This window comes from Streptomyces stoeckheimensis, from assembly GCF_045822005.1.
GTDB lineage: Bacteria > Actinomycetota > Actinomycetes > Streptomycetales > Streptomycetaceae > Streptomyces > Streptomyces stoeckheimensis.
On the sequence record NZ_CP169550.1, the window covers coordinates 2,674,506 to 2,686,034 of the forward strand.

The window sequence follows — 11,529 nt, forward strand, 5'->3', positions numbered from 1 at the left end:
CGAATTACATCGTTCTCGCCTTGCGGAACAGACGACTCCTCGTGCACAGTGAGGTCGTGGTCAGTCGAAGCGCAGATTCCAGGAACAGACAACCGTCCCCTTCGGTCGATGCTGTGTCCCTGGCGATCATCGAGCAACTGCAAGAGGACGGTCGTCGTCCTTACGCGGCGATCGGCAAGGCCGTAGGCCTGTCCGAGGCAGCGGTGCGCCAGCGAGTACAGAAGCTGCTCGACCAGGGCGTCATGCAGATCGTCGCCGTCACCGACCCGCTCACCGTGGGGCTCCGGCGCCAGGCGATGGTCGGCATCAACGTCGAGGGAGACCTCGACCCGGTGGCCGACGCCCTGACCGCGATGGCCGAGTGCGAGTACGTGGTGATGACCGCGGGCTCGTTCGACCTGATGGTGGAGATCGTCTGCGAGGACGACGACCACCTGCTGGAAACGATCAACAAGAAGATCCGCGCGCTCCCCGGCGTGCGATCAACCGAAAGCTTCGTTTACCTGAAGCTGAAGAAGCAGACCTACATGTGGGGAACGCGATAGCCGTGAGCCAGGACCTCTCCAAGACCGCCTACGACCACCTGTGGATGCACTTCACCCGCATGTCGTCGTACGAGAACTCGCCCGTACCCACCATCGTGCGCGGCGAGGGCACCTACATCTTCGACGACAAGGGCAAGCGCTACCTCGACGGTCTCGCCGGACTGTTCGTGGTCAACGCCGGTCACGGCCGCAAGGAACTGGCCGAGGTCGCGTACAAGCAGGCCCAGGAACTCGCCTTCTTCCCCATCTGGTCGTACGCGCACCCCAAGGCCGTCGAGCTCGCCGAGCGCCTCGCGCACTACGCCCCGGGCGACCTGAACAAGGTCTTCTTCACCACCGGTGGCGGCGAGGCCGTCGAGACCGCCTGGAAGCTCGCCAAGCAGTACTTCAAGCTTCAGGGCAAGCACACCAAGTACAAGGTCATCTCGCGTGCGGTCGCCTACCACGGCACCCCGCAGGGCGCCCTGTCGATCACCGGTCTGCCGGCCCTCAAGGCCCCCTTCGAGCCGCTGGTCCCCGGCGCGCACAAGGTGGTCAACACCAACATCTACCGCGCCCCGATCTACGGCGACGACCCCGAGGCCTACGGCCGCTGGTGCGCCGACCAGATCGAGCAGGAGATCCTGTTCGAGGGCGCCGACACCGTCGCCGCCGTCTTCCTGGAGCCGGTGCAGAACGCCGGTGGCTGCTTCCCGCCGCCGCCCGGGTACTTCCAGCGGGTCCGCGAGATCTGCGACGAGTACGACGTGCTCCTCGTCTCCGACGAGACGATCTGCGCCTTCGGCCGTCTGGGCACGATGTTCGCCTGTGACAAGTTCGACTACATCCCGGACATGATCACCTGTGCGAAGGGCATGACCTCGGGCTACTCCCCGATCGGTGCCTGCATCATCTCGGACCGGCTCGCCGAGCCGTTCTACAAGGGTGACAACACCTTCCTGCACGGCTACACCTTCGGCGGACACCCGGTGTCCTCCGCGGTGGCGCTCGCCAACCTCGACATCTTCGACAAGGAAGGCCTCAACCAGCACGTGCTGGACAACGAGGACGCCTTCCGCGCGACGCTGGAGAAGCTGCACGACCTGCCGATCGTCGGCGACGTCCGCGGCAACGGCTACTTCTACGGCATCGAGCTCGTCAAGGACAAGGTCACCAAGGAGTCCTTCACGGACGAGGAGACCGAGCGCGTGCTCTACGGCTTCCTCTCGAAGGCGCTCTTCGAGAACGGCCTGTACTGCCGCGCCGACGACCGTGGCGACCCGGTCATCCAGCTGGCCCCGCCGCTGACCGCCGACCAGGGCACCTTCGACGAGATCGAGGGCATCCTGCGCCGCGTGCTCACCGAGGCCTGGACCAAGCTCTAACCAGCCCGCGTCCTCCCACCGTCCTGCAGGCGGCAAACTGCCGGACCACACGGCCCGGATCCTCCGTTCGAGTGAGAACGCGGGGGTCCGGGCCGTGTGCTGTCACCATCCAAGACGTTCATCTCTTTACATCTCATTGCGGCGCCAGTGACCAAGCGGGCTCCGCTTCGTTCCCCCGGACGGAGGTGTACGCCATGGTGGCTCCACGGGACAACGCTCCGCCGGACAACGCTCCGTCGGACAAGGTCCTGCCCCAGGACGATCTGCTCTGGGCACGGTCCCTTCACTACTCCCACAGCGGATCGCCGGGCCTCATCGGGGTCTCGGTCGGCGTCCGCGCGGGAGAGATCCTCGCCCTGACCGGCCCCCGGGGCAGCGGCAAGACCACGCTCCTGCGCTGCCTGTCGGGACAGCTGCGGCCCGAACAGGGCGAGGTCTGGTTCAACAGCGTCCCCGTGCACACCATGGGGACCCTGGCCCGCGAACGGCTGCGCCGCGACCGCTTCGGCTGGATCGGCCCCGAGCCGCTGCTGCTGCCCGAACTGCGGGTCTGGGAGAACGCCGCCCTGCCGCTGCTGATGGCGGGCGCCGGACACCGCACCGCCAAACGGGCCGCCTGCGAATGGCTGGACCGCCTCGACATCGGATCCTTCGCCCGCAAGCACCCCGGCTCCCTCAACCGGGCCGAGTCCCAGCGCGTCGCCCTCGCCCGCGCCCTCGCGCACCTGCCCGCCGTGGTCTTCGCCGACGAGCCCACGGCCCCGCTGCACCGCACCGAGCGCTCCCTGCTGCTGCGCACCCTCACCACGGCCGCCCGCTCCCACGGCATCACCGTGCTGCTGGCCACCCACGACGAGGAGACCGCAGCCGTCGCCGACCGCCGGTTCTCCCTGCTCGACGGCCGGCCGGCCGCCGCGGCAGCCGCGGCCGGGCTCTCCCCGACCTCCTTCCCCCAGCCCCCGGAGGACCAGGCCGCGTGCTCGCTCTCCGCCTAGCCCGCGGCTCCCGGCCGCTGGTACAGCTGCGCCGGCTGCTCGTCGCCGCCGCCTCGGCCGGCAGCGGCTTCCTGCTGCTGTACGTGCTCGCGCAGGCCACCGCCCGGCCCGCCGGATCGTTCCCTCAGCTGCTGTGGGCCCTGGTCCCCCTCGCCGTCACCGTCCAGTTCGCCGTCGCCGTGGCCCGTACCGACCCCGCGACCCGGCCCCTGGAAGGACTCGACGCCGCCGGGCTGGGACCCGTACGGCTCACCCTGGTCGCGACGATCTCCACCGCCGTGGCCTGCACTCTCGGCAGCGCCATCGCCCTGGCCGTCTTCCTCCACCTGCGCGGGGACGTGACCGGGCTGCCCTTCGACGGCGCCGGGGCCGGGCTGCTCCACGCCGACCAGCCCCTGCCCGTCGCGGCCGCCCTCACCCTGTTGGCCATGCTTCCGTTGACCGCCTCGATCGCCACCGCCCTCGCCCTGCGCCCGCACCCCCGGCCCGCACCGCAGACCGCACTGCCCTGGGGCATCGCCCTCACCGCCTGCGGACTCGCCGTGCTGGCCTACGCCCGCCCCGGCGGAGCCGGCATGCCCGCGGGCTGGGCGCTGACCGCCCTCGGGCTCGCCCTCGCCGGACCGGGCCTGGCCTACGCCTGCGGGGCACTGGTCCAGTCCGTCCGCCCGGGCGCGCTCAGGCTGCTGGCCGGGCGGGCCCTCCAGGAGGAGGCCCCCCGCCTCGGCGCACCCCTCGGTGTCCTGTGCGCCGTCGGGGCGGGCGCCCTCAGCGCCATGGCCCTGCGCGATCACGGCGGGCTCCAGGTCCCGCTCGGCCCGCTGACCGCGCCCGCCGCCGCTCTGGTGGCCCTGTGCGCGGCCGCCACCCTGCTCACCTCCGCGGTCGAGGTCCACCAGGCACGGGCCGCCACCCGCGAGACCCTGACCGGGCTCGGAGCCCCGGGCAAGGTCCTCCGTACGGCCGCGACCGTACGGGCCACCGCGCTGGTGGCGGTGTGCCTGCCGCTCAGCTGGGGTGTGTCACAGCTGACGTCGCTGGCATTGACCCGCTGAGACGGGCAGCCCTTAGGGTGGGCCGAATGGTCAACCCACACATCGAGACCGATAACGAGATCGAGACCCTCGCCGAATTCGACCGGGTCGTGGCACGCGGCTCGCTCAGCGGGTACCGGATCCAGTCGGTCAACCTGCTGGAGCGGACCTTCGCCCTGCTGTCCGCCGACACCTCGTCGGCGGTCTTCCTGGGCTGCCCGATGGAACCGGACGCCTCGGTCAAGGTGCGCGCGGACGGCGCCCTGGTCTTCCCGCCCGTCCCCGACCTGCCGTTCAACCCGTACCGGGGCCTGCTCTACACGGCCGAGGAGCTCTTCACCGGGCTGTCCGACGGCTACGAGACCACCCCGGACGCCGAGGCGTACGCCTGGTTCCAGGAGACCAAGGCGGACGGGGACATCTACTCCTCGATGCTGCGCTCCATCCACGACGACACCATCTCCGACGCCCTCGACGAACACCTCGCCGGCGCCCGCGTGGTCGGTGTGATGGGCGGCCACGCCATGGCCCGCGGCGGCGACGCCTACCGGGGCGCGGCCGAACTCGGCCGGACGCTGACCCGCTCCGGGCTGACCGTGGCCACCGGCGGCGGCCCCGGCGCGATGGAGGCGGCCAACCTCGGCGCGTACCTCGCCCCGGCCCCCGACGAGGCCCTCCCCGAAGCCCTGCGGATGCTGGCCAAGGCCCCGTCCTTCACCCCGTCCGTCTCCGACTGGGCGCGCGCGGCCTTCGCCGTACGGGAACGCTGGCCGGCGGTCACGGGCGGCGACTCGGTGGGCATCCCGACCTGGTTCTACGGACACGAGCCGCCGAACCCGTTCGCCGGGCACATCGCGAAGTACTTCGCGAACGCCACCCGGGAGGACGGGCTGCTCGCCCGGTCCAACGCGGGCGTGGTGTTCCTGCCGGGCGCGGCGGGCACGGTCCAGGAGATCTTCGACAACGCAACGCCCAACTACTACGCGTCCCGGGGCGAGCCCACGCCGATGGTCCTCGTCGACCGCGCCCACTGGACCGAACGGCTGCCGGCCTGGCCGCTGCTCCAGGCGCTGGCCCGGGGCCGGTCGATGGAGTCCCGGATCGCCCTGGTCGACTCGGTGTCCGAGGTCCCGGCGGCCCTCGCCGCGATGAACTGACCTCGACGACCTGACCGGGGCAGGCAACTTCTCTCGCCTTTTCCACGTCTGGAAGAGGTACGCACTACGTAAAACCTGCCAGACGTGAACGGAGCCCTCGGGTGCTCATAGGCCTGCTCACCGCCATCGCGGCGTCCATCTGCTACGGCACGGGATCCGTCCTGCAAGCCGTGGGCTCACGGCGGGCGGCCCGGATGTCGCCGGCCGCCGCGGGGGTCACCCAGCACGGCGGCCCGAACCTCACTTCCACGGCGAAGGCCGCGATGACCTGGGAGTTCATCGTCGGCACGATCCTGGACTTCGTGGGCTTCGGCCTGGGAGCCCTGGCCGCGCGTCTCCTCCCCCTCTTCCTCTCCCAGACGGTCATCAGCGCCAACCTGGTGATCACGGCCGTGCTGAGCGTGAAGATGCTCGGCATCCGGCTGACCCGGAAGGAATGGACCTCCATCGGGGTCGTCTGCGCGGCCCTGGTCCTGCTGGCGACGGCCGCGGGCCACGAGGGCGGCCACTACGCGCCGGCCGCCACGCACTGGTGGCTCCTGGCGGTGACCGCGCTGATCATCGTGGGCGGCACGGTGGCGGTACGTTTCCTCGGCGCCCGGGCCGCGATCCTGGCGGGCCTGCTGTCGGGTCTGGCGTTCGGCGCGCTGGGCGTCGGGGTCCGCATCCTGAACGGCGTGGAGCCGTTCTCGTTCTCCTCGCTCCTCGCCGACCCGGCCCTCTACGCCATCGTCCTGGCGGGGGTCGGCGGCATGTACCTGCACACCGTGGCGCTCCAGATCGGCTCGGTGAACGGCGCCACCGCCGCCCTGGTGGTCGGCGAAACCGTGCTCCCCGGAGCGATCGGCGTCCTCTGGCTGGGCGACGCGTCCCGCCCCGGCATGGCCTGGCTGGCTGTCCTCGGCTTCGTCCTGGCGGTGACGGGCGCAGTGGCAGTCGCCTGGTACGGCAACCACGAGGGCACGGAAACCCCATCGGAACCGGAGCCCGACACATCCACCTTGGCCGGCGTCTGAGCCCTTTTCAGCCGTCCGGCGTTTGAGGACCGGGTCCGGGCCGAGCCCGGGGAACGGGCGAAGGGCGGGTAGGTGACTTACCCCGCGCAGCGGCGAAGGTCGCTGCAGGGACTTGCCCCGCGCAGCGGCGAAGGTCGCTGCGGGGATTTGCCCCGCGCAGCGGCCCCCTACTCCCCCGGCAGCACGACCACCTCGGCCGGGGCGAAGCCCACCGAGACCCGGTCCCCGACCGCCGGCGCCCCCTCCAGCCCACACTCGGCCTCCAGCACGGGCCCGACCTCGGGCCGCAGCAGCAGCGCGACGTGCGTCCCCCGGAAGGTCCGCGACACCACCTCGCACCCCAGCCCCACGGCCGACAGCACGACCCCGGCGGGCCGGATCAGCACCTGGTGCTCCCCCGCCGGCGACCCGGCCGGAACCGGGACCTTCCCCCACGGAGTCGCCGCCACCCCGGCGGAAAGCTCCGCCGGGACCACGTTCTCGAAGCCCAGGAACCGCGCCACGAACTCCGACGCCGGCCGCTGCCACACCTCCAGCGGGGTCCCCGCCTGCGCGATCCGCCCGTCCCGCATGACGACCACCCGGTCGGCCAGCGCGAACGCCTCGCCCTGGTCGTGCGTGACGGCCAGCACGGTCGTGCCCAGCCGCGAGAACAGCCCCTGGAGCTCCACCACGAGCCGCTCCCGCAGCCCGCGGTCCAGCTGCCCGAGCGGCTCGTCCAGCATCAGCAGCCGCGGCGAAGGAGCGAGCGCCCGCGCCAGCGCGACCCGCTGCTGCTCGCCGCCGGACAGCGAGGCCACCGCCCGGCCCTGCGCCCCGGGGAGCCCGACCAGCTCCAGGAGTTCGGTGACCCGGGCCTCGGAGGACCGCTTCGAGGCACCCCGCATCCGCAGGCCGAAGGCGACGTTCCCGCCCACGTCCCGGTGCGGGAACAGCTGGTGGTCCTGGAACATCAGGCCCACCCCCCGCCGGTGTACGGGAACCGCGGCCTGGTCGGCGCCGCCCAGCAGCACCCTCCCGTCGGCGACGGGCTGGAGCCCGGCCACCACTCGGAGCAGGGTGGACTTGCCGCTTCCGCTCGGCCCGAGCACGCACACGATCTCGTGCTCGGCGACCGCCAGGTCCACACCGTCCAGGGCGGACGCGACCGCACGCTCGCCGAAGCGGACCGACACCCCTTCCAGTTGAAGCAGGGTCATCAGAATTCTCCGGAGGTCTTGTCGGGTCGCAGTCGCTCCAGCGCCAGCAGGGACACCGCGCACACCAGCATCAGGATCGTGCTCAGGGCCATCGCCTGCCCGTAGTTCATCTCCCCGGCCCGCCCCAGCAGCCGCGCCACGGCGACCGGCAGCGTCGGATGGTCGGGCCGCGCGATGAAGACGGTGGCCCCGAACTCCCCGAGGGACACGGCGAAGGCGAAGCCCGCCGCGATCAGCAGGGCCCGCCGCACCATCGGCAGGTCCACCTCCCGCCAGGCCCGCAGCGGTGAGGCGCCGAGCACGGCGGCGGCCTCCCGCAGCCGTCCGTCCACCGCGCGCAGGACCGGCAGCATGGTCCGTACGACGAAGGGAACGCCCACCAGCGCCTGCGCCAGCGGCACCAGGATCCACGAGGTCCGCAGGTCCAGCGGCGGCTTGTCGAGGGTGATGAGGAAGCCGAAGCCGACGGTCACGGCCGACACCCCCAGCGGGAGCATCAGCAGCGCGTCGAAGCCCCGTACGAAACGGCCCGCGCGGCGGGTCAGTGCCGCGGCGGCGAGCCCGCCGACGACCAGCGCGATGGCGGTGGCGGCGAGCGCGTACTGCAGGGAGTTCCAGATCGCCTCCAGCGGCGGCACCAGGAAGGTTCCGCCACCGGCGCCGACTTCCTGGAGCGCCCGGTAGAAGCCGAACCCGTACCCGCCGGGGGCGTCGAGGGAACGTTCCACGAGCACGGCGAGCGGCGCCACGATCAGCAGTGCCACGGTCAGCAGCACCCCGCCGAGCAGGGTGCGCTGGGCCCAGCCGCGCGGCCGGTGCGTGGTCCGCCCCGGGTCGACCAGCCGCAGTGCGGTCTCCCGCTTGCGCACGGTCCAGGCGTGCACGCCGAGGATCGCTCCGATGGCCGCGAACTGCACCATCGTCAGCACGGCGGCAGTCGGCAGGTCCAGGAGCTGCGCGGTCTGCCGGTAGACCTCCACCTCCAGGGTGGAGTACGCGGGCCCGCCCAGGATCTGCACGACACCGAAGGAGGAGAACGTGAACAGGAACACCATCAGCGAGGCGGCCGCGACGGCCGGCCCCAGCGCGGGCAGCGTCACGCGCCGCCAGGCGGCGAACCGCCCGGCGCCCAGCACCCGGGCGGCCTCCTCCTGGCGCGGGTCCAGCTGCGCCCACAGCCCGCCCACCGTGCGGATGACCACGGCGTAGTTGAAGAAGACGTGCGCGAGCAGGATCGCCCAGACGGTCGTGTCGAGGCGGATCCCCCACACCTCGTCCAACAGACCGTTGCGTCCTACGAGCGCCAGGAACGCGGTGCCGACCACGACGGTCGGCAGCACGAACGGCACCGTCACGAGCGCCCGCAGTAGCTGTTTGCCGGGGAACTCGAAGCGGGCGAAGACGTACGCGCCGGGGAGCGCGATCAGGAGCGTGAGCGCCGTGGACGCGAGCGCCTGCCAGGTGGTGAACCAGAGCACGTCGCCGATGTCGGGCCGGGCCAGCACCTCGCCGATCCGGCCGAACTGCCAGCCGGCGTCCGACTTGAGCCCGCGCCCCACGATCGCGGCCACGGGGTACGCGAAGAACAGCCCGAAGAAGACGAGCGGCACGGCCATCAGACCGAGCCTGACGGCCGTGGCCCGCCCGCTCTCCTTCGCAGCCTCGCTCACTCGTCCTACTTCACGACGAGGGTGGACCAGGTCTTGATCCACTGGTCACGGTTCTTGGCGATGGCCTCCGGGGCGACCGTCTCGGGCTTCTCGATGACCACGCCGTGCTTGGTGAACAGCTCCGGCAGCACCGCGTCCTTGGTCACCGGGTTCACGAACATCTGGAGCGGCATGTCTTCCTGGAACTTCTTGGAGATCAGGAAGTCCAGGAGCGCCTTGCCGCCCTCCTCGTTCTTCGCGCCCTTGAGCAGACCCGCGAACTCGGTCTGGCGGAAGCACGTGCCCGTCGCGACGCCCGTCGGGGCCTCGGCCGGCTGCGGCTCGCCGTAGAGGACCTCGACCGGCGGGCTGGAGGCGTAGGAGACGACCAGCGGGCGGTCGCCCTTGGCCTTCTTGCCGCCGGCCGAGCCGGAGAAGCGCTCGTTGTAGGCCTGCTCCCAGCCGTCGACGACCTCGACGCCGTTGGCCTTGAGCTTGCTCCAGTAGTCCTTCCAGCCCTCGTTCCCGTACTTGCCGACGGAGGCGAGGAGGAAGCCGAGGCCGGGCGAGGAGGTCGCGGCGTTCTCGGTGACCAGCAGGTTCTTGTACTCCGGCTTGATCAGGTCGTCCAGCGTCTGCGGCGGGGCGAGCTTCTTGTCGGCGAAGTAGGCCTTGTCGTAGTTCACGCAGATGTCGCCGGAGTCCACGGGGGTGACCCGGTGCTCCTTGTCGAGCACGAACTCGGGCTTCACGTCGGCCAGCCCCTTGGCCTCGTACGGCGTGAAGATGCCCTGGTCGAGGGCCCGGGAGAGGAGCGTGTTGTCCACGCCGAAGAAGACGTCGCCGCGCGGAGAGCCCTTGGTGAGGATCTCCTGGTTCAGTGCCGCGCCCGCGTCTCCGGACTTCAGGACCTTGACGGTGTAGCCGCTCTGCTGCTCGAACTCCTTGAGGACCGTGTCGGTCACGTTGAAGGAGTCGTGCGAGACGAGGGTGATCGTCTTGGACTTCGGGGCGTCGCTCGCCCCGGCGGACTTGTCCTTGGCGTCGCCGCCGCAGGCGCTGAGCGTGGTGACGCCGAGCGCGGCCGCGAGCGCGACGCCCGCCATCTTCTTGGTGGTGCTCATTGGTGCATTCCTCCTGGGATGTCCAGGAGAAGACGCGGCCCTGCCCGGCGCTCTGTGGAGCGGACGCCGGGCAGGGCGCAACAGCTTGAGTGATGACCGAACTTCCTACCCCGAATGACCGGGGCGAGGTTCAGAGGGTCTGCGGTGACGGATACCGCACTCTCAGCGCTGTGGCGCTCCCCTGTCGGAATATGAAATTGGTTTCGGCCACAGTACCCCGCGGCCGAAAGCAAACCTTAACTGGCGGAAATCAGCGCTCCGAGGCGGCGAGCTGACCGCACGCGCCGTCGATCTCCTGACCGCGGGTGTCGCGGACGGTCACCGGCACGCCGTGGCGGGCGATGGCCTCCACGAACGCCTTCTCGTCCTCGGGCCGCGAGGCGGTCCACTTCGAACCCGGCGTCGGGTTCAGCGGGATCAGGTTGACGTGCACGCGCTTGCCCTTGAGCAGCCTGCCGAGCAGGTCGCCGCGCCAGGCCTGGTCGTTGATGTCGCGGATCAGGGCGTACTCGATGGAGATCCGGCGGCCGGACTTCTCCGCGTACTCCCAGGCCGCGTCGAGCACCTCGCGGACGTTCCAGCGGGTGTTCACGGGGACCAGGGTGTCGCGCAGCTCGTCGTCCGGCGCGTGCAGGGAGACGGCCAGGCGGCACTTGAAGCCCTCGTCGGCGAAGCGGTGCATCGCCGGGACCAGGCCCACGGTGGAGACGGTGATCCCGCGCTGGGACAGGCCCAGGCCGTCGGGCTCCGGGTCGGTGAGGCGGCGGATGGCGCCGACGACGCGGTTGTAGTTGGCGAGCGGCTCGCCCATGCCCATGAAGACGATGTTCGACAGCCGGGCGGGCCCGCCGGGGACCTCGCCGTCGCGCAGGGCGCGCATGCCGTCGACGATCTGGTGCACGATCTCGGCCGTCGACAGGTTGCGGTCGAGACCGGCCTGGCCGGTGGCGCAGAACGGGCAGTTCATGCCGCAGCCGGCCTGCGAGGAGATGCACATGGTGACCCGGTCCGGGTAGCGCATCAGCACGGACTCGACGAGCGTGCCGTCGTGCAGCTTCCACAGGGTCTTGCGGGTGGTGTCGTCATCGCACGAGATGTGGCGGATGACGTTCATCAGGTCCGGCAGCAGCTCCTGCTGGAGCTTCTCGCGGGACGCCGCGGGGATGTCGGTCCACTCGGCCGGGTCGTGCGCGTACCGGGCGAAGTAGTGCTGGGAGAGCTGCTTGGCCCGGAAGGGCTTCTCACCGATCGCGGCGACCGCCTCCCGGCGCTCCTCGGGGGTGAGGTCGGCGAGGTGCCGGGGCGGCTTCTTCGCTCCACGAGGGGCGACGAAAGTGAGCTCTCCCGGGACTGGGCGGGCCATGGCAGGTACTCCTTGTAAGACGAAAGGCGCGCCGCAGAAGCAGCGCGCCTTCCAAGAGTAACCGCCCCGCCTGGACGGGCGTC

10 protein-coding genes and 1 riboswitch are annotated in these 11,529 nt (G+C 71.0%); of the genes, 6 read left to right on the plus strand and 4 right to left on the minus strand.

The annotated features are described in order from the left end of the window. Nucleotides 1–41: 41 nt before the first annotated feature. The 6 genes from ACE1OC_RS11955 to ACE1OC_RS11980 all read left to right on the plus strand — a co-directional run bounded on the left by ACE1OC_RS11955 (nucleotide 42) and on the right by ACE1OC_RS11980 (nucleotide 6,111). A complete protein-coding gene (locus tag ACE1OC_RS11955) occupies nucleotides 42–545 on the plus strand; it encodes an Lrp/AsnC family transcriptional regulator (RefSeq protein ID WP_073910973.1) in 504 nt (167 codons plus the stop codon). Continuing rightward, nucleotides 530–1,909 (plus strand): aspartate aminotransferase family protein, encoded by a 1,380-nt coding sequence (locus tag ACE1OC_RS11960; RefSeq protein WP_266904063.1) that lies wholly within the window; start codon nucleotides 530–532, stop codon nucleotides 1,907–1,909. The genes ACE1OC_RS11955 and ACE1OC_RS11960 overlap by 16 nt, the downstream gene beginning before the upstream one ends. Nucleotides 1,910–2,103: 194 nt before the next feature. Beyond that, entirely contained in the window at nucleotides 2,104–2,904 is an 801-nt protein-coding gene (locus ACE1OC_RS11965) for an ABC transporter ATP-binding protein (protein WP_407837016.1), read from the plus strand. Beyond that, nucleotides 2,886–3,959, plus strand: coding sequence for a hypothetical protein (locus ACE1OC_RS11970; protein WP_407837017.1), 1,074 nt, complete (start codon nucleotides 2,886–2,888; stop codon nucleotides 3,957–3,959). Before ACE1OC_RS11965 ends, ACE1OC_RS11970 begins: the two co-directional genes overlap by 19 nt. Before the next feature lie 26 nt (nucleotides 3,960–3,985). Further along, the gene (locus ACE1OC_RS11975; protein ID WP_407837018.1) at nucleotides 3,986–5,095 is read left to right on the plus strand and encodes an LOG family protein; all 1,110 of its coding nucleotides are present in this window, start codon (nucleotides 3,986–3,988) and stop codon (nucleotides 5,093–5,095) included. Nucleotides 5,096–5,196: 101 nt separating this feature from the next. After that, nucleotides 5,197–6,111, plus strand: coding sequence for a hypothetical protein (locus tag ACE1OC_RS11980; RefSeq protein WP_407837019.1), 915 nt, complete (start codon nucleotides 5,197–5,199; stop codon nucleotides 6,109–6,111). A 167-nt stretch (nucleotides 6,112–6,278) separates the two neighbouring features. Here ACE1OC_RS11980 and ACE1OC_RS11985 read toward each other — a convergent pair whose 3' ends face one another. The 4 genes from ACE1OC_RS11985 to rlmN form a co-directional block, all read right to left on the minus strand. Continuing rightward, nucleotides 6,279–7,310 (minus strand): ABC transporter ATP-binding protein, encoded by a 1,032-nt coding sequence (locus tag ACE1OC_RS11985; RefSeq protein WP_407837020.1) that lies wholly within the window; start codon nucleotides 7,308–7,310, stop codon nucleotides 6,279–6,281. Next, the gene (locus ACE1OC_RS11990; RefSeq protein WP_407841540.1) at nucleotides 7,310–8,926 is read right to left on the minus strand and encodes an ABC transporter permease; all 1,617 of its coding nucleotides are present in this window, start codon (nucleotides 8,924–8,926) and stop codon (nucleotides 7,310–7,312) included. Before ACE1OC_RS11990 ends, ACE1OC_RS11985 begins: the two co-directional genes overlap by 1 nt. Nucleotides 8,927–8,985: 59 nt before the next feature. Beyond that, nucleotides 8,986–10,083 (minus strand): thiamine ABC transporter substrate-binding protein, encoded by a 1,098-nt coding sequence (locus tag ACE1OC_RS11995; protein ID WP_407837021.1) that lies wholly within the window; start codon nucleotides 10,081–10,083, stop codon nucleotides 8,986–8,988. A gap of 84 nt (nucleotides 10,084–10,167) precedes the next feature. Continuing rightward, nucleotides 10,168–10,276: riboswitch (TPP riboswitch) on the minus strand. 57 nt (nucleotides 10,277–10,333) lie between these two features. Next, nucleotides 10,334–11,446: a 23S rRNA (adenine(2503)-C(2))-methyltransferase RlmN gene (gene rlmN / locus ACE1OC_RS12000; RefSeq protein WP_274549767.1), complete on the minus strand. Its 1,113-nt coding sequence runs from the start codon at nucleotides 11,444–11,446 to the stop codon at nucleotides 10,334–10,336. Nucleotides 11,447–11,529: the final 83 nt, after the last annotated feature.

Bases quoted from the DNA above. Each gene is read 5' to 3' on its own strand.
- ACE1OC_RS11965 (WP_407837016.1), top strand. From the start codon at position 2,104: ATGGTGGCTCCACGGGACAACGCTCCGCCGGACAACGCTCCGTCGGAC.
- ACE1OC_RS11975 (WP_407837018.1), top strand. From the start codon at position 3,986: ATGGTCAACCCACACATCGAGACCGATAACGAGATCGAGACCCTCGCC.
- ACE1OC_RS11985 (WP_407837020.1), bottom strand. From the start codon at position 7,310: ATGACCCTGCTTCAACTGGAAGGGGTGTCGGTCCGCTTCGGCGAGCGT.
- ACE1OC_RS11990 (WP_407841540.1), bottom strand. From the start codon at position 8,926: ATGGCCGTGCCGCTCGTCTTCTTCGGGCTGTTCTTCGCGTACCCCGTG.
- ACE1OC_RS11995 (WP_407837021.1), bottom strand. From the start codon at position 10,083: ATGAGCACCACCAAGAAGATGGCGGGCGTCGCGCTCGCGGCCGCGCTC.
- rlmN (WP_274549767.1), bottom strand. From the start codon at position 11,446: ATGGCCCGCCCAGTCCCGGGAGAGCTCACTTTCGTCGCCCCTCGTGGA.